This window comes from Flavobacterium sp. MMLR14_040 (assembly GCF_033657265.1).
In the GTDB taxonomy this organism is placed as follows: domain Bacteria; phylum Bacteroidota; class Bacteroidia; order Flavobacteriales; family Flavobacteriaceae; genus Flavobacterium.
This window is the reverse complement of the sequence record NZ_JAWVWO010000018.1, coordinates 50,289-74,711: the sequence shown is the minus strand read 5'-3', so window position 1 is coordinate 74,711 and position 24,423 is coordinate 50,289. Positions and strand designations below refer to the sequence as shown.

The window sequence follows — 24,423 nt, the reverse complement described above, 5'->3', positions numbered from 1 at the left end:
TTATTTTTAAAAATTATGAACTATAAAAATTGTTATTATGAAAACACTATTGAGATCCAAAGCGGCATTGCTGATTATGGTTGCCGGACTTGCATTTGCCTGCAAAAAAAATGAAACTGCTCCGGCAGACAATTACAATGCAACAGATACAACTCAAACAACGGTAGACACTACAGGAACAACAACTGATACTACAACAACAAATTCCGGAACAAATGGTACAACAGGTGCAACCAGTACCACCGGTTCTGGTGCAGCAGGAACTACACAACCAGGAAGTTCCGGAACAGCCACAGATACCACAACCGCTCCAAGACGATAATAAGAATGGAGAAAAATAGAAAAACCTGTAATAATCTCATTACAGGTTTTTTGTTATTATACTATAGAAGCACAAAGAATAGATTATACCAAAAAAGCCTGTAAATTGAATTTACAGGCTTTTTTTAAAATTGTTTAGAAAAAATATACTAAAACTAAACAGTTTTTAACTAAATAAAAAAATCAGAATTATATTTTATAAAATGTACTCCCCAGTCATCAATCCTGCGAATAATAATCGTCAAAAATCATTAAGTATCAACATAAAAAACAAAATTGACAACAAGGGAGTACATCAGTTTTATAAATGTTATAATCCAAATTTATCACGATGGAATAGCTTCATTTTATAGAATTAAATTCAATATTTATATAATTATAAGTTTCTTTTTTATTAAAGTTTGTTTTAAGCTTTTTGGTTTTTATGCTTTATATGTAAGAATTATAGTTAATGATGTAAATGTAAGTTGTTTAATTGTAGTTAATTAGGTTTTATTAATTCAAAAATAGCAAATATGAAAGCGGCAGTTATTCACGGACCGGGATCTGTAAAATACGACACAGTAGATGATCCCAAGTTAAAAGAGAAAGATGATATTATTTTAAGGGTTACTTCGACAGCTATATGTGGCTCGGATCTTCATATTTATTCGGGCGGACTTCCCCAGCCAAGACCAATGGTACTTGGACATGAGTTTATGGGGATTGTCGAAGAAACAGGATCTGCCGTAACAGATCTTAAAAGAGGTGATCGTGTGGTGGTTCCTTTTCCTATTGCGTGCGGAAATTGTTTTTTTTGCAATCATGATGTTCCGGGAAATTGTGAACATAGTAATCCGGAACATTATGGCCCGGAAGGAGGTATACTTACAGAAAAAGGCGGGGCCCTTTTTGGTTACACCGATCTTTATGGCGGATACGACGGAGGCCAGGCGCAATATGTTAGAGTTCCATATGCGAATTACGGACCAAGAATAGTTCCCGATAATCTGACAGATGAAGAAGTACTTTTTCTAACAGATATTTTTCCAACTGGTTATACAGGAATTGACTGGGGAGAAGTAAAAGGCGGAGAAACCATTGCCATTTTTGGTTCAGGTCCTGTTGGGCTTATGGCTGCGAAAAGTGCCTGGCTTCGTGGTGCAGCACAAGTAATTATTGTAGATACGCTGCAATTTAGACTAGACAAGGCAAAAGCTACAACAGATTGCATTACAATTCTTTGGGAAGATGGACCCAAAGATGTAGTAGAGCAAATTCGCGCGCTGACGCAAGGACGCGGAGCCGATGTTTGTATCGATGCTGTTGGCTTTGAGCCTGATCGTAATTTTGCAGATCGTGTAAAAGCCACGGTAAATTTTGAAAAAGGATCAACTAAGGTTTTAGAAGCCTGTATGAGTGCAGTGAGACGAAGCGGAATTGTTTCTGTATTAGGAGTGTATCCTGTAAATTATGATAATTTCCCTTTGGGTCAGTTTTTTGATAAAGGAATTATTTTGAAAGGAGGACAAGCACCTGCGCACAAATATATCGACAAACTTTTAGAATATGTAGTTCAGGGAAAAGTCAAACTAAATGATATTATTACGCATCGATTACCGCTTTCAGAGATTTCTCATGCGTATGATATTTTTAAAAAACGGGAAGACGGCTGTGTCAAAGTTGTTCTTGATCCCTGGCAGTAATGTCTGTTGAAATGAAATTCTAAATAAGCCAAAATGTTTATTTAGAATTTCATTTTAATTAAACATGAATTGAAATTGTTTTAGAATAAAAAAGTAAAAGAATGAGTCAAGTAAAAAATCTTATTGTTATTGGCGCCTCTGCCGGAGGTATCAAGGCAATAGTAAAAGTTATTGAAGGATTGCCAAAACAACTTGATGCAGCTATTATGATTGTACTGCATGTATCAAGAAAATCCAGCGCGAGTAATATTGTCGAAATTTTTCAGCGGAATACTACTTTAAAATGTTACGTAGCTTTGGATAAAATGAATATTCAGGAAGGAAATATTTATCTCGCACCACCCGAAAATCATTTGTTGGTAAATGACGGAGTGATGCTTTTAAATCAAGGACCTGAAGAAAACAGACATCGCCCTTCGATTGATGCTCTTTTTCGTTCTGCAGCCGTGCATCTCGGTAACAAAGTTATTGGTATTGTACTCACGGGTATGCTGGATGACGGTACTTCTGGCATGTATGCCATTAAAGCCTGTGGCGGACGCTGTATTGTGCAAAATCCTTCGGAAGCGGAATATGCAGATATGCCGCTCAACGTGATAAAAAAAATAGAGGTTGATCATACGGCAGATCTGGAACAAATGCCAATTCTTATTCAAAATATATTAAGTAAACCGCTTCCTCCAAAAATTGCGATTCCGGACGAATTAAAAGTTGAGGCTGATATAACAGAAAAGCTCATGAGTGATATTAATCAACTTAAAAAAATTGCGGAACAAAGTGATTTTGTCTGCCCGGATTGTGGTGGTGGATTGTGGGCCGTAAAAAATGATCCAACACATCGATACAGATGTTACACCGGCCATGTTTATACTGAAAAACTATTACAGGAAGTACAGGATTTAAAAATAGAAGAATCTATTTGGGTTTCTATCAGAATGCTGGAAGAAAAGCGAAATATGTTGCAATTATTAGCTTCAAGAAAAAATGGCAGTACTGATAATTCGACTATTTTTTCTCTCAATAAAAGAATTGATGAAATTTCAGAACACATAAAGCGTTTAAAGTCGCTAATAGTAAAATTGTCTGATAATATGGATGATACAAAAAGTGCATAACATTTTAAAGAGGATCATTTTTCGAGCCTGTATTTTTTCCTTTACGAATAATCAAATATCCGATAATAAGCAAAACAATTCCAAAGAGTAAGAATCCGTAATTCCATAAATCTTTGTTTGCAGAAATCTCCCTGACATTATGCATTTGCAGGATCTGGTGGTTTATTATCCCTTCAATTAAATTGAAAAGTCCCCATCCTGCAAGCATTCCTCCAATAAGAAGATACCCCGAAGTATTGATATTACTTCTTTTAAGCAATTTCCAAAGTAAATAAACACCAACGATGGTTGATAATAAGGTAAACAGATGAAAAATGCCATCCCAAAACATATTCACGCTTTTGTGAAGTAAAGTACTTGGGGGAAATTTATTAGAAAGCATTTCATGCCATTGCAAAATCTGGTGCAGGACAATTCCGTCTGCAAATCCGCCAATTCCAATTCCTAACACCATAGCAGAATAAATAAGCGGAAGAGCTGATATTTTGTAAAGACCAGTCTTTTGGTTAAATTCAGTATTATATCTTTTGGTAGCAAGATAAGTCAATAATAAAACAACAAAAGCCAGAACGATAAAAGCAGCAAACATTATAAAAATATTGGTATAAATGCTCTCTTTTATCGCTTGCTGAATTTGTTTATTGCAATTGATGCAGCAATAACCATTTGAGGTGTAAAGGCACATCATGACTATTAAAATTTTATTTAACCAATGTAAAAAAGGATTTCTTTTTTTCATAACTCTGATGTTTCATTTTATAACGCTGCAATTAAATGAATAAAGCTGCGGTTAAGCAGCTTTATTACCAACAATTAATTAGTTATCTGAGGCTTGGAGGTTGTTAGTAAACCCGCGCTAATTTCCAAAATCCCTAATAAGAGATGAGGTAAACAAACGCGATCTGAAAAACCAAGAAGCCAGGGAGAAGCCGCCAGAAAAATTCCTGAAAGAACATCCAGAAACAAATGAACTTTCATTGGAATTAATCGAAACAGACTAAGTTCATAGTTTGTAAACAAACTATATACAATAGCCGTAGCTCCCAAAACATAAAAAACGAGACCTTCCGGACTTGTGCGGTCAAGATGAAAAATAAAAGGAGCAATCATCAAAAATATTCCCACTATATAATCTAAATAGCCATGGGTTTTCGTGTCAATTAATTTCATGATTTTTTATTTTATTAGTCATAATTAATAATTAATTCAAGTTGCTATTTTAATAATTTAACAAATAAATTGGTTGTAAAAATTATCCCTACGGGCTATTTCCTGAGTATGCCTTTCGTTAATTCTACCAATATTTAATCTCTAAGAGAGTAATTAAAAATATCTCGGAGAGATTTGTTAGAAATCAATTTTATTCGTGCTGTTTTTGTCCCGTAGAAACTACACTTATTAAATATTAACTTGAATTATTATCAAACTGGTAAAACTTTAAATAATAGTACTTCTTATCATACTTTTTAACTCATTAAAAGTGTTTGGCTTCACTAAAAAATCTTTTGCGCCAACGATTTTTTCATAATTTCTGGATAAGAAAGGAGATGTCGATAACAAAATCACCGGAATATTTTTAATAACCTTTCTTTTTTTAATTTCGGTTAATAATTCAGGTCCCGACATATATGGCATATTGACATCCATAAAAATCAGATCCGGTTTTATTTCCTTGTTAATCAATTTTCTTAAAGCATCAACAGGATCATGCACTGAAGTGTAGGAAGCATTTGAAACTGTTTTTAATGCTTGTTCGAAAAATTCGCAGTCATCGTGATCATCGTCAATTTGGAGAATATTTTTATACTTCATAAATAAGACATTAAGTTGTTTGTATTGGGTGAGAGTTCTATTTGCAAATAATTGACTTATAAGTAAGATTATTAATATAATTAATCGAAACTATCGGATAAAAAAACCTTGCGATATACAAGGCTTTTAATTGTAGGTTTAATTTTTGTCTGAGTCGTATTGATCTAAAAATTAATGTTAATAAAGTAGGTTTTTTGCTTATCTATTGAATTATTTTAAAAGAAACTGTAAATAAAATCTTTATTGTAGATGAAAAAGTAATAATAATCTTTATTTATATTTCCAAAAGTAATTTTCAGTCAAAACATGATTTTATATAATTTTAATCAAAAGTTATATAATTCCCATGTTTTGAATAAAAACGGAAATGTATTTTTGAAATAAAGATGGGATTGAAGATTTAGACAATATTTATTTCTGCTGAACCAATTCCTGAAGTTTTAAAGCATTAAATGCGGCATATCCTTTTTCATCATTGTCGAAATACACAAAGACATCTTTGGTTGCAGACCATTTTAAACATTGAGTTGCCCATTCCTGTAATTTTTCATCAGAATAACTTCCCTGATATTTGTTTCCGGGACCGTGTAGTCTTAAATAAATAAAATCGGCTGTGATTGTAATCGGGGAGATATGTCCTGCTAGTTCATAAATACAAAAAGCGCAATTGTATTTTTTTAGTAAAGAATAAACCTCTTCCTTGTACCAGTCGGCATTGCGAAATTCAAATACAAAACGGAATTTTTTTGGCAATGCTTTCAGAAATGTTTCCAAAAGCGCTGTATTTGATTTCATAAAAGGAGGAAGCTGAAATAAAATAGGTCCTAATTTTTTACCTAATAGTTGTACTCGCTCCATAAAAGGAGGAAGCGTCAGGTCAGGATCGTGTAGTTTTTTGTTGTGTGTAATTTGCCTGTTGGCTTTAATAACGTATATAAAATCGTCGCTTGTATTATTTTTCCAATTCACAAAAGTTTCATCTGATGGCATTCCGTAAAAAGTATTGTTGATTTCTACGGTATTAAATTTTGCGAGATAATAAGCAAACCTGTCTTTTACTTTTGTTCCTTCCGGATAAAATGTTCCCATCCAGTGTTTATAAGCCCATCCCGACGTACCGATATAAATCCTGTGATTGCTCATAATAGTGGAATTAAATTCGAAATGATAATCCGATTTCTGCAAATTTATTGGAGTAATCGTGCATAATTCCCGTTCCTGCAATAATATCTAATTGCAGATTATTAGTTACAAGAAATAATAGTGCAGCATCGGCAGTATTTTTAGCATGATGATGAGGTTCTGTAAAACCATATGTTTCAACAACAAGTTTAATTTTTTTTGTTATCGAATAATCCGCAGACAACATATAAACATATTCTGGTTTCGCCGTGTCCGGCAACCAGTGAACACCGACATTATAACCAAGATGCGACGATTTCGAAAGCTCGTGCTGCGATAAAACCCGTAATTCCGGACTGTACTTAGGTTCCTGGTAAACATTATCTGCCATCCACGGAATGCTGACACGTCCTAATAAAGCAAGATCAGGAATAGCATTTTTATGGTCTAAAATATGGTATTTAAAACCTACTCTAACAGGTTCGATTCCGAAATCATTTTTACTTTCTTCATCAGTTATTTTTAAAGCACTTTCAAAGCGAAATTCAAGATTTTTTAATACTCCGTAACGCAAGACGATTTCCGGAATTTCAAAAGTTTTTTCATCGTTTTCCTTTTCAAACGAAAAGCCGGATTCTACTTGTACATGATGCTTAGAAATAGCATTTGGGCTTTCGGTTTCGTTTGGTCTGTCGGTTTGTATCTGTTGCGCCGAAGTGATATACGATATACAAAACAAGCTTACTGTGATAATTTTCTGTATTGTTTTCATGATGATTTATTTTATAACAAAACCATTTTCTTTTAATACTTCGGCAACCTTAATTACAATTTCAGAGCGATGTTTGCCATCTGTAACCTTTAAGTCGGTTTTTACCCAATATCTTACATTGATTTGCACAACGGCCCCTGTAATACCAGATACTACAGCCGAATTAGAATATCCTTTATCTACAATTTCATCATCTGCTTTCATGACCTGGGTGATCAGTTCAATTGCTTTTTTATAATCAGATCCATATTCAAGCCCAATAGTAAAATCCTGCAGAAGAAACCCTTCGCTATTAAAATTGACAAGCGTGTTTTTTATTAATAATGCATTGGGAATATAAATGTTTTTGCTGTCACTTTTTATCTGTGTATCACGAAGATTCAATGCTACAACTTTTCCTTTTACACCATTACTTTCGATAATATCCCCAACAGAAAAAGGTCTTTTGAAAGCCAGTAAAATACCAGCCAAAAAGTTTTCGCCAATATCTTTTAAGGCAAAACCAATAATAAACGCCGAAATTCCGGCACCGGCCAAAACACTTTGCGCGACGCCTGTGAGTCCAATAACGCGAAACATAAATAGAAACCCGATAATAATAAGGACTACTTTGATAAGATTGGCAATAAAAGTCGCTAGTAAAGGATCATGCATTCTTAGTTTTAATCGGCGGTCTGCAAATCCCTGAACACGCGATGCTATAAACCAGGAGATTAAAACAACCAGAATTGCGAGTAATAGTTTTGGCGTTATATCAACAATGTTTTGATAATATCCTTCTATATGTTGGGCAATGTCATGCAGAAATTCTTCCATAATATTATGTTTAAAAATTTAATGCAAAAACATCTGCACGAAGTACAGATGTTTTCAGGTAAATGAAAAAAGTAGTATTGTATTAAATGGTAATATTTAGCTTTGTTATTCAGCCGCTACAATATTTACTGTATTTAGAGCAACATCATTTAGTAAACAATCTGCCTCTTTTTCTTCGGCCAAAGTTTGTGCTAATAATTTTGCGGCGTCATTTTCTCCCAGTGCTTTTGCAAAAGCGACAAGAGTACCATAAGTTGCAATTTCATAATGTTCGATTTTTTGTGATGCCGAAATAATTCCTGCATCCCTAACCGAGCCCGGAGTTGTTTCAAGCAAAATACTGTCGCCTTCTTTCAATAGTCCGGCCATAGCCTCGCATTTTTTTCCTTCGGCTTTTTCTCCCAGTAAATCAAAAACTTTATCAAGTCTGGCAACATGATTTTCGGTAACGAGAACATGCTCAAGAATAACGCCCGAAAGGCTTGCAGCCGTAGCGTTGGCAGACATTTTTGGTAAGGCGCCCACAAGTGCATTTTCTGCCCAGTAGATATCTTTAAGACTGTCAATAAATAATTCTCTTAAATCTGTAGCAGCATCTGATGCCGGTTCGACAAGATTATTTTTCTTGACGCTTTTTGCGGCAGCAATTTTAGTTTCAGTTGGTTTTTCTGAATTTTTCATATCTTTTTATTTTGAATGTTAATTGTATAAGTTGGTTTCGCGTTCCCAAAAACGATGTTGCGCCATAGCTGCAATAAAATCTAATGCAAATGATTGTGTACCAGATTCGCTGGATAAAATAAGTCCGTCATCATTGTTTGTTATTTTCGCCACAAAAGGTGCTGCGCTTAATATTTTTGTTGCGTCACCATCGGCACCAATTACTTTGCAGTGTTTATAGGCATCGTTTATAAATTCGGTCACATCATCATTTTCAGCTAAAACATCAAGACCTAATCCATGCGGAATGTAAACGGCATCAAACAAAACAGAAGATGCGGTTAGTAAACTATAATCTGCTGCAACTGCTCCGTCAGCATCTGTAAGAACAGATCCTAAATGCGGCGCAACGATAAAACCTTTTGCATCTTCTTTCATAAGCGCACTTTTCATGTTTAGAACTGCGGCTTCAGAAACTCCGTCAGAACAAATAATAGCCACTTTTCTGGAAGCAATTGTAGGCGAATTGGTAGGGTTTTTAAGCATAGAAAGTGCATCAGAATTATCAACCGATGAATCTACTGTTCGCGGTTCCTGATTTCCATTTTCATTTTCCGGAGATACACCCTGATTAATTGGAGTTTCCAATACAGGCGGAACTGACGCTCCAAGACCCATAGCTACTTTCTCTGCCAGTTGTGTATCAACCTGAGATAAAAGTCCCAACATTCTAACTCTGACCGCTGTAGTTTCAACTTTTCCAAGTTCAAAACGCAATGCTTTTACAATATGGCTTTTTTCTACATCAGTCTGGCTGTTAAAGAATAATCTTGCCTGACCAAAATGATCAGCAAAACTTTCACTTCTTTCTCTTACTTTATGGGCATCGATACGCTCATTGAAACTTGCAAAACCACCTTCGGCAATTCTGGCCTGATAAGGGCATCCTCCGCCAAGCGAATTTGGGTGATAACTTACACGGCCCTTATTAATTTCCTGACGCATATGTCCGTCACGTTGGTTATTGTGTACAGGGGCAACGCTTCTGTTAATCGGAATTTCATGAAAATTAGGACTTCCTAATCTTGAAAGTTGTGTATCAGTATAAGAAAATAATCTTCCCTGAAGCAGCGGATCGTTTGTAAAATCAATTCCCGGTACAACGTGCCCAGGGTGAAAGGCAATTTGTTCTGTTTCTGCAAAGAAATTATCAGGATTTCTATCTAAAACCATTCTTCCCACAATCGTTACCGGAACAAGTTCTTCAGGAACAATTTTGGTTGGGTCAAGTAAGTCAAATTCATATTTGTGTTCGTCTTCTGATGGAATGATCTGAACGCCTAGTTCCCATTCAGGAAAATTTCCCATTTCGATTGCTTCCCATAAATCTTCTCTGTGAAAATCCGGATTTTTACCCGAAATTTTTTGAGCTTCATCCCATACAACGGCATGTGTTCCTAATTTAGGTTTCCAATGAAATTTTACAAAAGTCGATTCTCCTGCTTCGTTAATCAATCTAAAAGTATGAACACCAAAACCTTCCATCATTCTATAACTTCTAGGAATGGCACGGTCAGACATTAACCACATAATCATGTGCATCGACTCCGGCATTAAGGAAATAAAATCCCAAAAAGTATCGTGAGCAGAGGCTGCCTGAGGCATTTCGTTATGAGGCTCTGGTTTTACAGCATGAACTAAATCGGGAAACTTTGAGGCATCCTGAATAAAAAATACAGGAATATTATTGGCAACAAGGTCATAAATACCTTCCTGAGTGTAAAATTTAACAGCAAATCCTCGCACATCTCTCGCAAGATCTGTAGAACCTCTTGAACCGGCAACGGTAGAAAATCTGGCAAAAACAGGCGTTTTTAATCCGGCTTCCTGTAAAAATCCGGCCTTCGTTAATTCAGGAATTGGGTTTGTTACTTCAAAAAAACCATGCGCTCCTGAACCACGTGCGTGTACGATTCTTTCCGGAATACGTTCATGGTCAAAATGCGTAATTTTTTCTCTTAAAATAAAATCTTCGAGTAGGGAAGGTCCTCTATCGCCGGCTTTTAACGAATTGTTATCATCGTTAATACGAACACCCTGATCAGTAGTCAGGAACTTATTAGTTCCGTCGGATTTGTTTATAGACAAATCACGCTGTTTTTCGTCTTGAAAATTTTTCATATAGTTTTTGCTTTGTTTAGATTTAATTTCTCATTGTTATCGTCACATTATGAGGTTTTTGTGATCGGAGAATAACTTTTAAATCAAATTTAGCGTATACTATTAATTTGATTTTATAAGATTATTCCGCAATATTGTACAATTACCATCCCGTCAAAATCAATAGCAGAAATTCTTTTTATATAACTTGAAGATGTGGTCGAATCTGCATAGTAACAATGTCGCATCTTTGTGGTTGAGATAAACAAAATAACGCACTCATCGCAATATCATACGCTTCGAGCATTTCCATTTTTTCTATTTTTTCCTGATGTTCTTCTTTAGTGCCCGGCTGCATATCGCTGGTTACGGCTCCGGGTTCTATAAGTGAAACTTTTATTCCTAACGGATTTAATTCTTTACGCAGTGAGGCGCTAAAACCTTGTATAGCAGATTTTGTAGCTACATAAATCGTACTGGTATCTTCGCGGGTTTCGGCGCTCATTGATCCAATATTGATGATATGCCCGGATTTTTGCTCTTTCATTCTTGAAGAAGCTTCTTCACAAAAAGCAAGATAACCGGTAATATTTGTATCTATAATATATTTATAATCTTCATAAGTTTGGCTGGTAATTCCTGCAGAAGCCAATGCTGCATTGTTAATAAGAATATCAATTCCGCCCAATTCAGTATCTACAATCTGCAATATTTTATCGATGTCTTCTTTCTTGGTTACATCGGCAGGAGTTCCGTAAACTTCACAGCCTGGAAATTGCTGTTTGAGATCTTCAACGGCATTTTTAAAATCTTTTTCATCTCTTCCAAAAATAAGAACGCGTCCGCCCAGAGAGACCAATACATCGGCAATTGCTTTTCCTATTCCGGTTGTTCCGCCGGTTACTACAATTCGTTTGTCTTTAATATTTTGTCCAAAGTAATTTGTTAATTGTTCCATAGCTTGTTTTTTTATAAATGATTATTATTTGTAAGTGCTTCAATTTCTACAGCAAATGCTGTTTTTTAGTGCCGGATTTGTTAAATATTACCACTGAACTTTAACTGAACCCTGACCAGAAATTTTATATTCGTGTAGGTTGGCGTTCTTTGTAAAGGGATCAAGAAGTTCTTTATCATAAAACACCTTCATTTGAATTTTACGATCTTTAAGCCTAATAATTTTCAAATTGCAGCTCATATCTTTATCACCATCTAATTTTAGGGTAATCGATTTTCCTCTTTTCGAATATTCATAAGGATAATCGATAAAAAGGAAAAAATCTTCATCGATTTTAATGTATTGTCTCGATACGATTCCAAAAGCCATTCCGCTGCCATATACTTCCTGACCAACCTGACCGCTTTTTTCCCAGCCATTGTACAAATCCTCCAAAGGAATCCACAGATCAGCTTGTATTTCTCCTGTTTTAACTTCTTCCGAAAGCATTTCTTTTGGCAGCATAGGAGGGTAATAATAAGCGATTCTACTCACGGTATACTTAACAAACTCCGGAATAAGTGTTCTTAAAGAGGGTAAAATATCAACATCTTTAGCCAATGACATATATTCTGATAAGGCTGCGTACACCTCTAATTCTTCATACGCAGCTGTATACGGTGCATCATTGAGCGGATATATAGAAAAGAAATTAACATAGTTCTTACCATAGCCATATTTGCAGTCATAAAGCTGAATGTTTTTAAATAATCCACTCAAACACGTATAACTTATATCGAGGTAGAGTTTTTTATTGGTAATTTTAAATAATTCTAATAATGCCGTAGCGGCAAAAGCTGTGTTATTGGCCTGATATAATATATTTAAGCCAAGATCTGCCAATTTCCTTGCTGCTTTTTCGACTTCGTTTAAATAGCGTTTTTCTTTGGTTAATTTAAACATCAACAACATTAAATGAGCGTACGATCCTGGAACATCTCTTTCTCCTCCGGCACCGGGAGCAGTTTCTTCCTTGATTGTTTCCAGGGTTTCCATATTATAAAATACTGGCCATTCGTATTTAAAATGATGCGCCACTTTTATAACATATTCAATAGAATCCGATACCAGTTTCTCTGCTGTTTTGTCTCCGTCCAAAGCCAGTCTGGCCAAATTCATTAAGGGATGATGCAGATACCAGGAATCCATCACCATCTCTTTTTTTTGCTCTTCCGACTTGTCAAGCTTGTCTACCATTGAAGGAAGCCATCTGTTAAGGCACTTTATTTTCGGATCATAAAAAGCTGGCAGCCCCTTAATTAAATCATCACAGATTGATTGTTTTTCGCCACTCCATTTTTCATATTCCTTAAATGGTGCCAATACAGCTAGTTGCACCATACTTTCAGGAGGTGTATCATAGTCACATAAGTAGGCATTTAAATACGGAATTCCGTTTGCTTGCTGCCATGCACCTTTGTTTCCATGCAAATCATTTAAAACTTTTTGGGCGATATCCGGCCAGTCATGATATTCAATTCTTGGCTGATTGAGCACTTTGTATATGGTAACAAGATTATTTAAAAAGTGATCACAAATCGATGTTGTATCCTTAAAAATTTCTGTCTCTACTACTATATATGCATCTGATATTGTAAATGCCTGACCAGGAGGAAGAGGCAATTCATCCGTTGTCGGAAGCTGAAATCCAATTTCCGGCCATGTTCCTCCAACAGTACTTTTCGATTCTGTTTTGGTAACTTCGCAATACTCAGATAATGAAGTAAGATTTTGAAAATAAAAAAAGGATCCTGTTTGTGGTTTTGTAATGCTGGCAAATAATAATCCTGATCGGGACCCAAATTGTGCCATGTGAATGTTTCCAGCCGTATTTTCCAAACTCCCACTTTGTGTAAGCGGAATTATATCTCGTGGCCAAAACGGAATCATTAAGGCAGTTTTTGCTGTAAATGTTGTTGTATAATGCAATACATCAGCCGGAAAATTGATGCGAACTTCATAACTTCCTAATCTGGAATCGAGTACAAAAACAGTGGTATCTTCATCATCAAAAAGATTCGCAACTTCAAAACAGCTGTTCATGGCAAATGCCGCACGAAAAGCTATTTTTCCGTTTTCAGGCATCAATACCACAATCCATAACGAATCACCCGTATTGTAAAATTGATAGGTGTAATCAGCAATTTTTCTTTCTAAAAGTATTTCACTATTTTCAATATCTTCCTGCGCCGTTGCGCTCCAAGGTGTTACTGTTGGCATAATGATAGTTTTTAGTTGATAAAAAGATTTCTTTTATATTTATTTCAAAAAAATAGCGCTATTCGCCTGTTTCCATATTAGGAGCATCAACAGGTTTAGATTGTGAAGAGCCAATTTGTCTTAGATAAACAGAAAGCACTACGATGGCAAAAACAGATAAAAATTCGCTTTGCCAGTTTTGGAAAGATTCAAACCAAAACCTCGAATCTCCAATATAATCAGAAGCAGATTCCAGCGGCATTCCTTTTAAAGCCAATTGCTCATTTTCATCTTTAAGGCTTCCGTAAAAATGAACACAAAAAGAAAGTATAAACAATAAGAATAAAGTAATGGTAAGTGAATGTTTGTAGATTTTAAGAATCCATCCCCCTTTTTTTACAGGCCAGGGCGCATCTTTTCGCGTAGGCGAAGGTTCCCTGTCAAATTCTTCTTCTTTGTCTAAGTCTTTAGATTCTGAAGAACCACGCTGCATTAAAAAAATGGTTAATACAACAAACAAGGCCATTTGTAGAAATTCGCTTTCCCAATTTTCAAAAGTTGATTGAATAAAATGGCCAGAAATAAGATAAGAAGAAAGCGTAATAGCAGTACTGCCTTCCTCAATTAATTCCTTATTATGTTCTTCAAAGCCAAAAATTATCTGACCGATTAATGCGCCAAAAAATAATAGTAAAAAACAAATACTGAGTCCGTTATTTCGTATAAATTTTTTCATGTTTCATGCTTTTTACACAAATTTCCGAAACACGATTGATTCGATTTTATAGAATTAGCCTAATGATTTATATTATTTTTAGGTAGTTGTAATAATAGTTTTAAGCAATTTTTATTTCTTAATCTAGGTTAATCGATAAACAGGTATAACGGAAGTAAATTTGTAAAAGAAAATCAAAACAACTTTAATACATTAAATACCATGGAAAATAAAATTTTAGGCTTACACCATATTACTGCAATTGCAGGTGACGCAAAACGTAATTTCGACTTTTACTCAAAAATCTTAGGATTAAGATTCATCAAAAAAACAGTGAATTTTGACGATCCGGGAACATACCATTTTTATTTTGGTGATGAGACAGGAAGCGCAGGAACAATTTTAACTTTTTTTCCTTGGGGAGAAGGAATTCAGCAAGGAAGAAAAGGTTCCGGAATGGCTACTGAAATAGGATATTCTGTTCCAAAAGGAAGCCTTGATTTCTGGCAAAAACGTTTTGAACAATACAACGTAATTTATAACAAACCTGCTGAGAAATTCGGAGAAAAATATCTTACTTTCTTAGATCCGGACGGATTAAAATTAGAACTAATCGAATCTAAGACAGAGGATAACAGAAAAGCCTGGGAAACAGACGAAGTAAAAGCAGATGTTGCAACAAAAGGGTTTCATAATATTACTTTAACTTTAAACGATATTAAACCAACTGCTTTAGTTTTAACAGAAATATTTGGTTACAAACTGATTGATCAGGATGTAAACCGTTATCGTTATGCAACAGATGCTGTAGAAAATGCCGCAATTGTTGACTTAGTAGAACTGGCTGAAGAAAAACGTGGTTTAAATGCAAATGGAACTGTTCACCACGTTGCTTTTAGAGTGAAAAATGATGAAATTTTAATGCACTTCCGTGAAAAAATAGAAGAATTCGGATTATCTATTACACCACAAATCGACAGACAATATTTCCATTCCCTATATTTCAGAGAACCAGGCGGAGTTTTGTTTGAAATCGCAACAGACAATCCCGGATTTACAGTAGATGAAAGTTTGGAAGAATTAGGACAAAACTTAAAACTTCCGGCTCAATATGAATCACAAAGAGCTGCAATTGAAAAACATTTGGTAAAAATTAATTAATTGCTAAAACATATTTTAAATCAATAAAAATGAAATTAGTTTACGCTTAAAATTAGGCGTAAATTAATTTCTTAAATAAAAAATACTATGGAAACAATAAAACTAGAATTAGACGAGAAAAAACATGGAGCTTTTAATCTTTATGTTGATGATAAAAAACTGGGCGAAATGACAGTAAGCATAAAACCGGATTTACTGACTGTTTACCATACAGGTGTTGAGCCTGAAGCTGAAGGAAAAGGGTATGCAAAAAAACTTTTGGATGAAATGACATCTTATGTACGTGCCAATAATTTGATGGTTTTACCACTTTGTCCTTATGTACATGCGCAGTTCAAGAAACATCCGGATGAATATCAGGATATCTGGAAAAAATAATTTTAAAAATACAGTCATGAATTTAGAAAATATAACAGCTGGAACGCCTTTAAAAGAAGCAAAAAAAGCATTAATCATGCTTCATGGGCGTGGTGCAGGTTCAAACGATATTCTTTCGATTGCGAAATATCTTAAAGTAGAAGATTTTGCATTAATAGCGCCTCAGGCAGAAAACAGAACCTGGTATCCGTATTCTTTTTTAGTACCAATTGAAGAGAATGAGCCTTCGTTTTCAAAATCATTAGAAACCATTGCTGAGGTTGTTGAAGCAGTTCAGCAAAATGGAATTGATAAAGAAAATATTTATTTCCTCGGATTTTCGCAGGGAGCTTGTCTTGCATTGGAATTTACAGCCAGAAATGCTGCAAAATATGGTGGTGTCGCCGCTTTTACAGGCGGACTTATAGGCGATAAAGTGTATGAAAATCATTATTCAGGAAATTTCGAAAATACACCAATTTTCATCGGAACAAGCGATCCTGATTTTCATGTTCCCGTTGAAAGAGTAAATGAAACCGAAGTACTTCTTAAAAAAATGGGCGCATCAGTTACGAAAAAAATCTACCCAAACATGGGACATACAATAAGCCAGGACGAGATAGATTTGGTTAATGCTCTTATTTTTACAAAGTAAGATTGTGTGTCAAAAGCTAATAAACTGCAATTTTCCCAGTTTGCATTTCGCCAGAGTTTGTAGCTATTTTATAGATGTAAATTCCCGATGCCATATTTTTTAAATGGATAGTATTGGTTTTAGAAAGTAGAGGAGAAGTAATAGTATTTTGTCCAGCGATGTTGTAGAGATAGAAAGTCGCGTTTCCTTCTTTTTTAGCTTCAATATTTAATTCTTCATTTTTGCTTAAAAGTGTAGGGTGTACAAAAAACAAATTATCGCCTAAATAATTCGTATCAAGAATTAGCGAACTTACTACGTTATTGTTTTCTAAAATTATATTTATTTTATATTTATTGCTGCCCTTTATCGGGGCAGCATCCAAAAAAGAAAATGTTTTTGAATTGATGTCGCTTATTGTACTAATAACACTTTCGAGATCATTGACTATTTTTACCAAGTCAATTCTTTTGATGTTGTACAAACTGAAAAGACTGGCATCTATCTTTACTTTGTCTTCCTCAAAAATTTCTGCCAAAGTCAACTCAAAATAACAATTTGAGTTTTCGGCGTATTGTAATGTTGACTCACTTTTTATTCCTTCGGTATTATCAAATACAGGAATTACCGTGTGGATTTTTCCATCAGTATAAGTATAACTGGAGTTTGTGGTTTGTTCTTTAAATTCTAAATGGTCTCCAGTTAATTGATAGATATTAAAGGAAGCAACATCGGCAGGTTTGTCCCAATTAATTTCTGTTGTGCCGTCACAAACTAAACTGGTACTGATATTTAAATCATACGAAATCATAAAGCTATCAGAGATATATTCGGTATTATTAATGGTCATTTTTAATTTGGCCTTTGAGAATTTTTGTTCTGTAGGCGTATAGGTAAATTGTTCATTATCCAGATTTACATCATTTGTGATAATTTCCCAGGTTTCCCCATTATTATAACTAATAGACAATTGTCCGGCCATACCGGAAAACGAAGAATTCCATTTGAAAGGAGAAATAGTCTTTCCATCATAAGGGAAATTATCATTGCTTACAGGGTAATTCCATTCAAATTGATTTTGCAATTCATATTCGTAGGCGATACCGTATTCCTGAGAGGTATTCGATACATATGAACCCGCAACATTAATAGCAACTGAACCTGATACAGGGTTTTCGATAGTGATTTGCTCAATAGTATTAATTTTGTCTTTTCCTCTTAAAGCTTGCTGATCAGGAATCTCAGGATTAACAATCCAGGGTAAAAAAGTGATATTGTCGGCCGAAATAACTTCCATGTCTAAATCGTTAACCAAACTGATATTACTATTAATTGCAGCGGGCAAATCGTTCCAAACTAATGTTATTTTTAAGTTTTTCGCATTTGGCGGAACACTAATTGTATGTGTATTTGTATGACCAGATGTCAAATTGCCTGATAGAATTCTGTTTTCACTGATCATTTTTAGACTTTTATCAGCATTGATATTCCCATAACCATAAGTAAAATCCGGACCCGGGTTTCCTAAATCTTTTGCACTGGTAATTAAAATGGCTTTTGTCAGGGTATTACTCAAAGAACTATTGTTTATCGTTTTATAATGTTGTTTTAAAAGCGTAATAATTCCCGTAGCCAATGCTGTAGAATTTGAAGTTCCTTGTGTGCTATACGCTACTAACTCAGGTTTTATTCGGCCGTCATAAGCAGGACCTTTTGAAGAAAACGGCATAATTACTTCGTTTTGATCAATACAGCCCAATACAATACTATTTTTGGATTGCTTAAAATTTCCGGTAATAGATTTATAACCCTGAAGTCCGCTATTACCAGAAGAAAAGCAATGGGTCAAATCAGGATTTAAAAACAATTGAGAATCGTAAGCATTAGCAAGTGAACCATAAAAATTCTCAATTTCTGTACCGTAGGAATGATTTTGAGTAACAGCACCTTGCAAAGTTGCTACTTCATCAGGAAAAATATTCAAAAAGTCAGACGATTGTATTTTAGCCTTTTGGGCAACTCCTTTTCCCAATGCAGAACTATTTCCTAATCCTGCAACGATAGTCGCCATACCCGTTGCATGACTCGATACAATTGCAGATTGCGTTGAGGAAAGAACGTGTTTGTTTAATAAATCAATATCATCAAGATTAAATAAATCATCTTTGATCGCTACAACTTGATTTTCACCTGTTAAAAGAGGAAAATTAGTAATAGCTTTATTTATAGAATTAATGCTGAAATTTTGATCTATTATTTTAGATTCTCCTTTTGGGCGCAGCGATTCCTGCGAAATAGAAGATACACTGTTCAGCGCTATAATTTCATCAATAATTTTTTTAGAATCACTTTTGATCATTACAAGATGGTTATTCAGTATTTTAATATCAGAAATGTTCAATGCTTTCAAGTCTGTAATCAAAGCTTCGATAGCATCTGTTGCTATTGTATACTGCTTGTCTTCTTTATGTTCTGAAAAATTGGAAGGTAATTTCCATAAATTATTTACCGCTAGATTTTTTTTTAGATTTTGATCTGATTTTAAATTTTGATTCGATCCTAAAGTTTCATTTTCAGCAATACAAAAAGTACTGTCCAATTTTTTTACAATTTTATATTTATTGTGATGAGCGTTTTCTAAAGAGGTAAAAAAGTATTTCTCAAATTTACTTTCATTTTCTTTTTTGGTGTACCGTTCCCATTTCTCAGTACTTTGTGAGAAACTAATTGTCGTAATCATAAAAAGGAGAAAAGCGATTTGTTTCTTCATTTACTGTAGCGGTTAGGGCAGATCAAATTTTGCCTTAATGATTTCTATTTTAAATATTTATCCATTGCAGGTCAATCAAAGTTATTAAATTATTTTTAGTGAACGAAAAAAACTACTTTTTCTTTGCTGTCGTTACAATGGCCTGTAACGGAACAGAAAGATTGTCCTTGCCATAGAGATCAGCCAGTTTTCCACTTAAATTATTGATAATCTCAGGTAAAAGAGTCTCATCTTTTTCTATAATGCTAGCATAAATAGGAGTTCCTTCCAATAAACCTATTGCTGCACTTTTGGCATCCTTACTGTATCCGTTTACTTTGACCAAAGAAGTTTTTATATACTGAAATCCGGCTTCTTCGAGCTCTGCAGAAATGATGGCTGGTTCAAAATAAGAAAATGGCAGGTTATAAAAGGATGGCGGATCTGCAGGGAAATATTCTTCCATTAATTCTTTAACCAAATGAATAAAACGGTTTTCCTCCATTTTATTCCAACTATTAAAAATATAAGTTCCTCCTTTTTTCAAAACCCGTAAAGCTTCTTTATGTGCTTTAATCTTATCCGGATAAAACATCACTCCAAATTGTGCAGTAACACAGTCAAAATGTTCGTCGTTAAAGGGTAGCGACATGGCGTCTGCTATTTCCCAAGTAATATTTTTTTGATCTTTTACAATATCTTTTGCAACATTCAGCATGGCAGAATTAATATCCGTAGCGGTGATCTGGGCATTTGGAATTTCCTTTAAAAGCTGGTTTGTAAGTCTTCCCGTTCCGCAGGCAATTTCCAGTATATTTGATGGTGAAGTTTCTTTCACTCGTTTTGCCAGATCCATAGCGTAGGATTCAAAAAGCAACGGTCCTAAATATTCCTCATATTTGAATGGAATACTACTGCCTGAGAAAGAGTTTTTTGTTGTTGTGTCCATAATATTTAATTTAGTTTAATAATTAGTATTTTTATATAGAACAGCTTCTTGTTCCTGTAAGCTTGCCTTCGGCTGTTAGTATTTGGATGTCTTTAAGCATAGCCAATATTCCATTGGATTTATTTGGGGACAAATATTCCTTAAGATGTATTTTGTCAATAAAATAAAGATTAGCATTAGCAATGTCTTGCTTGCTTTGGTCTGATAATACGTAAAGTATCAAAGCAATTAATCCCTTGGTGATAGCGGCGTCACTGTCTGCCTGAATAAAAAGCTTTCCATCTCTTTCTATACTATGCACCCACACGGTTGCCTGGCAGCTCCATATGCGATTTTCATCTGTTCGGAAAGCCACATCCATTTCCTGAAGTGCTTTTCCCATCTGAATGATTAATTTATATTTGTCTGCATAGCTATTTCCAGCTTTGCTAAACTTCTCAATTAGATCATCTTGTAGTTCATTAATAGTCATTTTAAATAAAATTTAATGATAATTACGATTTTAGTATATCTATCGCATTTTTCAAGCCCCGAATCAACTCGTCGATTTCCAAATGGGTATTATATAGAGCAATAGAAGCTCGTACAGTTCCATTTATTTTGAAAATTTCCATTAGAGGCTGTGTGCAATGATGGCCTGTGCGTACTGCGATTCCCTGCTGATTCAGCAATTCTCCAATATCAGAATTATGGAATTCTTCAATGACAAAAGAAACAGATCCCGCATGATGTTTTGCTGTACCAATAATCCGCAGGCCTTGTATTGTACTTAACTCTCTGATAAGATAATTGGTTAAGTCCTCCTCATATTCTGAAATCTCATCCATTCCAATACGTTTTATGTAATCAATCGCCGAACCAAGCGCAATAGCAGATGAAATTGATGGCGTACCAGCCTCAAATTTGTAGGGTAAATGATTGTATGTTGTTTGTTCAAAAGAAACGTGCTTAATCATATCTCCGCCACCTTGCGCCGGAGGCATTTTTTCAAGCCATTTTTCTTTTGCATACAAAACGCCAATTCCGGTTGGGCCATACATTTTATGTCCAGAAAATACCATAAAATCAACATCAAGTTCCTGAACATCAATACTCATATGGGCAATAGCCTGAGCGGCATCCAGTAAAACCGGTATATTGTGCAAGTGAGCAATTTTGATGATTTCCCTAACGGGATTAATGGTTCCCAAAGTATTGGATATATAAGTAACAGAAATTAATTTAACCTCTTCAGTAAGCATTGATTTAAAAGCTTCCATATCCAGTTCACCAGAGGGTAGAATGGGAATCACACTTAGAGATACGCCTTTTTCCTGACCAAATATTTGCCAGGAAACAATGTTAGCATGATGCTCCATGGCGGAAATCATTACTTTATCTCCACTTTTGAGAAACTTGTTGTTAAAACAGTAAGCGACCATATTAATACCATCTGTAGTTCCTTTATTAAAGATAATTTCATGAACATGTTCAGCATTAATAAAATTTGCAATTTTTATACGGGCTTCTTCGTATGCTGCAGTTGCTTTTTGACTTAATTGATGTACGCCACGATGTACATTACTATTGTCATGGTAATAATAATCTGTGAGAGACTCGACTACCGATATTGGTTTGTGGGTTGTCGCGGCATTATCCAAATAAACAAGCGGACTCCCATTGATTTCCTGATGAAGAACCGGAAATTCTGAACGGATTTCCTGTATATTCCTGTGAAGGAAATTAATTGTTTCATGGTTTTTCATATAGTCTTTAGGATTTGTGAGAGTTCATTTTTTGTAATTACAAAGAATTTTGACTTAATATAAATCTTCAAATGTGTGCTTGTAATTAAAAATTTTAGAGGCGTTGCGAGAGGAATGCATCGGCAGGTATAGTACCTAATTTGATATATAATTAAACATATTTAGAATAATGTTCAAGTATGTTTAATGTTTTGGCTATATCTTAATGGTGTAGTGTAATATTTTCACTAATTTATAGTTTTTTTACTAATAAAAAAAGTTAAATTATTTTTTTGCTAAATACGTAATGATCTGATTTGTATGGATTTATTGATTTTACTGGGCTCGCAGTAAGAATTGATTTTAAAAATATAACAAAAAATGTTAATTTTGTTAAATTATTATTTTATAAGTATTTTAAGATTAAAAATCATATAAATTTGGTAATAAGTATTACAATATTTTGTGAAAGAACCCCTATTTATCAACTTAATTTAACAAACCAAAAAACTTATTATGAAAAAAATTAAATCAATAGTAGCCTTGTCATTTATAGCGCTAACGCTGTTTTCTTGTAACAAAGAAGATGAGCAAGTTCAATCTAATCAAGGATCCCTTAAAGTAACACCAGAGGTGTTAAATAAAATTAGTTCACTTTCACTAAATACATCAGATGTTCAGGTGATCAAGAATACTAAATTAGATGGTACTACCGAGGATGCGTTCCTTATAGAAGGTGATATTATCATTACGCAAGATCAATTAAACAAAATGGATCTTCATGGAGGTATTACCACAGAACAATATCGTACTACTAATTTAGTATCTGCACCAAGAACAATTAGAGTTGTTGGGTTAACAGGGACTGGTACATCAGCACTGTCAACAAATATGCGGAATGGATTGCAAGCGGCAATCAACAGATACAATAACTTAGGATTATCAATAAACTTTACTCTAACCTTTAGTTCAAGTACTTCAGGTGCAAACATTGTTGTAAGAAGACAAAGCGGTTCTGCCGGTGGAGTAGCAGGTTTCCCTTCAGGAGGAAATCCTTATAATTCAGTTACATTGTATTCTGGATTAGATAGTTATTCAACAAATGTAAACGCACACGTAGCTGCACACGAAATCGGGCACTGTATTGGTTTACGCCATACAGACTGGTTTAGCCGTCAAAGTTGTGGACAAAATTCAAACGAAGGAACAGCTGGCGTTGGAGCAATTCAAATTCCGGGAACGCCTTCGGGATATGATTCTACTTCTTACATGTTAGCATGTTTTAGTTCAAGCGTAACAGGAGCTTTCAATTCTAACGACGTTACAGCACTTAATTATTTATACTAGAAGTTGAATTAGAGTTCTCTTACAAAATATAAGAGGCTGTTTCACAATTGTGAAGCAGCCTCTATTTTATTTAATGTATTTTCTGATTTTTGTACTATTTTTAATTAATAATAACCTATTGGGTGCAATTATTTAAACACATAGAAACATAGAATTATTGAACTCAAAAAGAAGCGTTTCACTTGCATTAACACACATAGCTATGTGTGAGAAGCGAGTTTCTTTTTGAATTGCTTTTTCAAAAATATAAAATCTATGTCTCTATGTGTTTAATTAAAATATTTAGACTTACACCAATGGGTTAAACATAAGGTATCTTTTAATTATTAATTTTCTAATTTTCCTGAAAACTTGTTATTTTTATAATGCCGGAAATGAAGAAAAATCCCTGGAAGAACTTCAGAAAAACTGTTGGTACAATAAATAATTAAACAAATGAAAAAAGTTATAATTGCAGCATTGATTTTGTCTTTTTTACAGATTCAGGCACAGAAAGGTTTTAAACCACTTTTTGATGGGAAAACCACAAAAGGCTGGCATTCTTACGGTAAAAATTCGGCAGGAGCCGGATGGAAAGTAGAAGATGGAGTCTTGCATTTTGATCCTGATGCAGCCGCAAATGGACAAGGAGGGGATTTAGTAACAGATGCTGAATTTGGGGATTTTCATTTAAAATTAGATTGGAAAATAGCACCAAACGGCAACAGCGGAATTATTTTTTATGTTAATGAAGATCCTGTAAAATATCAAAACACGTACAGTACAGGTCTTGAAATGCAGGTTTTGGACAATGACGGTCATCCCGATGGAAAAATCACCAAACATCGTGCGGGAGATTTATACGATTTGATTCAAAGTAAATCAGAACCTGTAAAAAAAGTTGGAGAATGGAATACTGCAGAAGTGATCAGCAAAAAAGGAAAACTAACGTTAATTCTAAATGACGTTGTAGTTGTTGAGACGGTACTTTGGGATGCTAATTTTAATAAATTGATCGAGGGAAGCAAATTTGCGGGATGGCCGGGTTTTGGCACATTCAAAAAAGGAAAAATAGCTTTGCAGGATCACGGAAACCAAGTATGGTTTCGTAACATTATGATAAAAGAATAAGATAATAAAAACGGTCCC

General features: G+C 34.6%; 23 protein-coding genes. 8 read left to right on the top strand and 15 right to left on the bottom strand.

Going from position 1 to position 24,423, the window contains the following annotated elements; all coding sequences use genetic code 11:
• Positions 1-37: 37 nt before the first annotated feature.
• The 3 genes from SD960_RS19040 to SD960_RS19030 all read left to right on the top strand — a co-directional run bounded on the left by SD960_RS19040 (position 38) and on the right by SD960_RS19030 (position 3,121).
• Positions 38-322, top strand: coding sequence for a hypothetical protein (locus SD960_RS19040; protein ID WP_318805338.1), 285 nt, complete (start codon positions 38-40; stop codon positions 320-322).
• A gap of 514 nt (positions 323-836) precedes the next feature.
• Complete coding sequence (locus SD960_RS19035) at positions 837-2,006, top strand: zinc-dependent alcohol dehydrogenase (RefSeq protein ID WP_318805337.1); 1,170 nt, start codon at positions 837-839, stop codon at positions 2,004-2,006.
• A gap of 101 nt (positions 2,007-2,107) precedes the next feature.
• Positions 2,108-3,121, top strand: a complete 1,014-nt coding sequence (locus SD960_RS19030) for a chemotaxis protein CheB (RefSeq protein ID WP_318805336.1) — start codon at positions 2,108-2,110, stop codon at positions 3,119-3,121.
• Positions 3,122-3,125: 4 nt separating this feature from the next.
• Here SD960_RS19030 and SD960_RS19025 read toward each other — a convergent pair whose 3' ends face one another.
• From SD960_RS19025 to SD960_RS18975, 11 genes are all read right to left on the bottom strand, one after another.
• A complete protein-coding gene (locus SD960_RS19025; protein WP_318805335.1) occupies positions 3,126-3,860 on the bottom strand; it encodes a DUF2243 domain-containing protein in 735 nt (244 codons plus the stop codon).
• Positions 3,861-3,934: 74 nt separating this feature from the next.
• Positions 3,935-4,291, bottom strand: coding sequence for an SPW repeat protein (locus tag SD960_RS19020; RefSeq protein WP_318805334.1), 357 nt, complete (start codon positions 4,289-4,291; stop codon positions 3,935-3,937).
• Positions 4,292-4,558: 267 nt separating this feature from the next.
• Positions 4,559-4,933, bottom strand: a complete 375-nt coding sequence (locus SD960_RS19015) for a response regulator (protein ID WP_318805333.1) — start codon at positions 4,931-4,933, stop codon at positions 4,559-4,561.
• A 411-nt stretch (positions 4,934-5,344) separates the two neighbouring features.
• Positions 5,345-6,076 (bottom strand): DUF72 domain-containing protein, encoded by a 732-nt coding sequence (locus tag SD960_RS19010; RefSeq protein WP_318805332.1) that lies wholly within the window; start codon positions 6,074-6,076, stop codon positions 5,345-5,347.
• A gap of 10 nt (positions 6,077-6,086) precedes the next feature.
• The gene (locus SD960_RS19005) at positions 6,087-6,827 is read right to left on the bottom strand and encodes a transporter (protein ID WP_318805331.1); all 741 of its coding nucleotides are present in this window, start codon (positions 6,825-6,827) and stop codon (positions 6,087-6,089) included.
• 6 nt (positions 6,828-6,833) lie between these two features.
• On the bottom strand, positions 6,834-7,643 hold the full coding sequence (locus tag SD960_RS19000) for a mechanosensitive ion channel family protein (protein WP_318805330.1): 810 nt from the start codon (positions 7,641-7,643) through the stop codon (positions 6,834-6,836).
• A 105-nt stretch (positions 7,644-7,748) separates the two neighbouring features.
• Entirely contained in the window at positions 7,749-8,324 is a 576-nt protein-coding gene (locus tag SD960_RS18995) for a ferritin-like domain-containing protein (RefSeq protein WP_318805328.1), read from the bottom strand.
• Positions 8,325-8,342: 18 nt separating this feature from the next.
• Complete coding sequence (locus SD960_RS18990) at positions 8,343-10,484, bottom strand: catalase (protein WP_318805327.1); 2,142 nt, start codon at positions 10,482-10,484, stop codon at positions 8,343-8,345.
• 178 nt (positions 10,485-10,662) lie between these two features.
• Positions 10,663-11,421 carry an SDR family oxidoreductase gene (locus SD960_RS18985; RefSeq protein WP_318805326.1) on the bottom strand — a complete coding sequence of 253 codons (759 nt, stop codon included), beginning with the start codon at positions 11,419-11,421 and terminating at the stop codon, positions 10,663-10,665.
• Between the two features lie 87 nt (positions 11,422-11,508).
• Entirely contained in the window at positions 11,509-13,680 is a 2,172-nt protein-coding gene (locus tag SD960_RS18980) for a hypothetical protein (RefSeq protein ID WP_318805324.1), read from the bottom strand.
• Positions 13,681-13,738: 58 nt separating this feature from the next.
• Entirely contained in the window at positions 13,739-14,395 is a 657-nt protein-coding gene (locus tag SD960_RS18975) for a DUF6766 family protein (protein WP_318805323.1), read from the bottom strand.
• 201 nt (positions 14,396-14,596) lie between these two features.
• On the opposite strand from SD960_RS18975, the gene SD960_RS18970 reads away from it, so the two are divergent.
• The 3 genes from SD960_RS18970 (at position 14,597) to SD960_RS18960 (ending at position 16,547) form a co-directional block, all read left to right on the top strand.
• A complete protein-coding gene (locus tag SD960_RS18970) occupies positions 14,597-15,535 on the top strand; it encodes a ring-cleaving dioxygenase (RefSeq protein ID WP_318805322.1) in 939 nt (312 codons plus the stop codon).
• 87 nt (positions 15,536-15,622) lie between these two features.
• Positions 15,623-15,913, top strand: coding sequence for a GNAT family N-acetyltransferase (locus SD960_RS18965; protein ID WP_042562893.1), 291 nt, complete (start codon positions 15,623-15,625; stop codon positions 15,911-15,913).
• Between the two features lie 16 nt (positions 15,914-15,929).
• Positions 15,930-16,547: an alpha/beta hydrolase gene (locus SD960_RS18960; RefSeq protein WP_318805321.1), complete on the top strand. Its 618-nt coding sequence runs from the start codon at positions 15,930-15,932 to the stop codon at positions 16,545-16,547.
• Between the two features lie 16 nt (positions 16,548-16,563).
• Here the strand turns inward: SD960_RS18960 and SD960_RS18955 are convergent, their stop codons facing one another.
• From SD960_RS18955 to SD960_RS18940, 4 genes are all read right to left on the bottom strand, one after another.
• A complete protein-coding gene (locus tag SD960_RS18955; protein WP_318805320.1) occupies positions 16,564-19,296 on the bottom strand; it encodes a S8 family serine peptidase in 2,733 nt (910 codons plus the stop codon).
• Positions 19,297-19,408: 112 nt separating this feature from the next.
• Positions 19,409-20,224, bottom strand: a complete 816-nt coding sequence (locus tag SD960_RS18950; protein WP_318805319.1) for a class I SAM-dependent methyltransferase — start codon at positions 20,222-20,224, stop codon at positions 19,409-19,411.
• Between the two features lie 31 nt (positions 20,225-20,255).
• Positions 20,256-20,696: a SufE family protein gene (locus SD960_RS18945; RefSeq protein ID WP_318805318.1), complete on the bottom strand. Its 441-nt coding sequence runs from the start codon at positions 20,694-20,696 to the stop codon at positions 20,256-20,258.
• Positions 20,697-20,718: 22 nt separating this feature from the next.
• Positions 20,719-21,969, bottom strand: a complete 1,251-nt coding sequence (locus tag SD960_RS18940) for a cysteine desulfurase (protein ID WP_318805317.1) — start codon at positions 21,967-21,969, stop codon at positions 20,719-20,721.
• 495 nt (positions 21,970-22,464) lie between these two features.
• Between SD960_RS18940 and SD960_RS18935 the strand changes: the two genes are divergently transcribed.
• Both SD960_RS18935 and SD960_RS18930 read left to right on the top strand, forming a co-directional pair.
• Positions 22,465-23,295, top strand: a complete 831-nt coding sequence (locus tag SD960_RS18935; protein ID WP_318805316.1) for a M57 family metalloprotease — start codon at positions 22,465-22,467, stop codon at positions 23,293-23,295.
• A 435-nt stretch (positions 23,296-23,730) separates the two neighbouring features.
• The gene (locus tag SD960_RS18930; protein WP_318805315.1) at positions 23,731-24,405 is read left to right on the top strand and encodes a DUF1080 domain-containing protein; all 675 of its coding nucleotides are present in this window, start codon (positions 23,731-23,733) and stop codon (positions 24,403-24,405) included.
• Positions 24,406-24,423: the final 18 nt, after the last annotated feature.

Excerpts from the sequence above, each read along its gene's own strand:
- SD960_RS19020 (WP_318805334.1), bottom strand. The coding sequence starts at position 4,291 with ATGAAATTAATTGACACGAAAACCCATGGCTATTTAGATTATATAGTG.
- SD960_RS18945 (WP_318805318.1), bottom strand. The coding sequence starts at position 20,696 with ATGACTATTAATGAACTACAAGATGATCTAATTGAGAAGTTTAGCAAA.
- SD960_RS19040 (WP_318805338.1), top strand. The coding sequence starts at position 38 with ATGAAAACACTATTGAGATCCAAAGCGGCATTGCTGATTATGGTTGCC.
- SD960_RS18990 (WP_318805327.1), bottom strand. The coding sequence starts at position 10,484 with ATGAAAAATTTTCAAGACGAAAAACAGCGTGATTTGTCTATAAACAAA.
- SD960_RS19030 (WP_318805336.1), top strand. The coding sequence starts at position 2,108 with ATGAGTCAAGTAAAAAATCTTATTGTTATTGGCGCCTCTGCCGGAGGT.
- SD960_RS19000 (WP_318805330.1), bottom strand. The coding sequence starts at position 7,643 with ATGGAAGAATTTCTGCATGACATTGCCCAACATATAGAAGGATATTAT.
- SD960_RS18995 (WP_318805328.1), bottom strand. The coding sequence starts at position 8,324 with ATGAAAAATTCAGAAAAACCAACTGAAACTAAAATTGCTGCCGCAAAA.
- SD960_RS18970 (WP_318805322.1), top strand. The coding sequence starts at position 14,597 with ATGGAAAATAAAATTTTAGGCTTACACCATATTACTGCAATTGCAGGT.
- SD960_RS19025 (WP_318805335.1), bottom strand. The coding sequence starts at position 3,860 with ATGAAAAAAAGAAATCCTTTTTTACATTGGTTAAATAAAATTTTAATA.
- SD960_RS18965 (WP_042562893.1), top strand. The coding sequence starts at position 15,623 with ATGGAAACAATAAAACTAGAATTAGACGAGAAAAAACATGGAGCTTTT.
- SD960_RS18980 (WP_318805324.1), bottom strand. The coding sequence starts at position 13,680 with ATGCCAACAGTAACACCTTGGAGCGCAACGGCGCAGGAAGATATTGAA.
- SD960_RS18950 (WP_318805319.1), bottom strand. The coding sequence starts at position 20,224 with ATGGACACAACAACAAAAAACTCTTTCTCAGGCAGTAGTATTCCATTC.
- SD960_RS18940 (WP_318805317.1), bottom strand. The coding sequence starts at position 21,969 with ATGAAAAACCATGAAACAATTAATTTCCTTCACAGGAATATACAGGAA.
- SD960_RS18955 (WP_318805320.1), bottom strand. The coding sequence starts at position 19,296 with ATGAAGAAACAAATCGCTTTTCTCCTTTTTATGATTACGACAATTAGT.
- SD960_RS19015 (WP_318805333.1), bottom strand. The coding sequence starts at position 4,933 with ATGAAGTATAAAAATATTCTCCAAATTGACGATGATCACGATGACTGC.
- SD960_RS18960 (WP_318805321.1), top strand. The coding sequence starts at position 15,930 with ATGAATTTAGAAAATATAACAGCTGGAACGCCTTTAAAAGAAGCAAAA.
- SD960_RS18975 (WP_318805323.1), bottom strand. The coding sequence starts at position 14,395 with ATGAAAAAATTTATACGAAATAACGGACTCAGTATTTGTTTTTTACTA.
- SD960_RS18930 (WP_318805315.1), top strand. The coding sequence starts at position 23,731 with ATGAAAAAAGTTATAATTGCAGCATTGATTTTGTCTTTTTTACAGATT.
- SD960_RS19035 (WP_318805337.1), top strand. The coding sequence starts at position 837 with ATGAAAGCGGCAGTTATTCACGGACCGGGATCTGTAAAATACGACACA.
- SD960_RS18935 (WP_318805316.1), top strand. The coding sequence starts at position 22,465 with ATGAAAAAAATTAAATCAATAGTAGCCTTGTCATTTATAGCGCTAACG.
- SD960_RS19005 (WP_318805331.1), bottom strand. The coding sequence starts at position 6,827 with ATGAAAACAATACAGAAAATTATCACAGTAAGCTTGTTTTGTATATCG.
- SD960_RS18985 (WP_318805326.1), bottom strand. The coding sequence starts at position 11,421 with ATGGAACAATTAACAAATTACTTTGGACAAAATATTAAAGACAAACGA.
- SD960_RS19010 (WP_318805332.1), bottom strand. The coding sequence starts at position 6,076 with ATGAGCAATCACAGGATTTATATCGGTACGTCGGGATGGGCTTATAAA.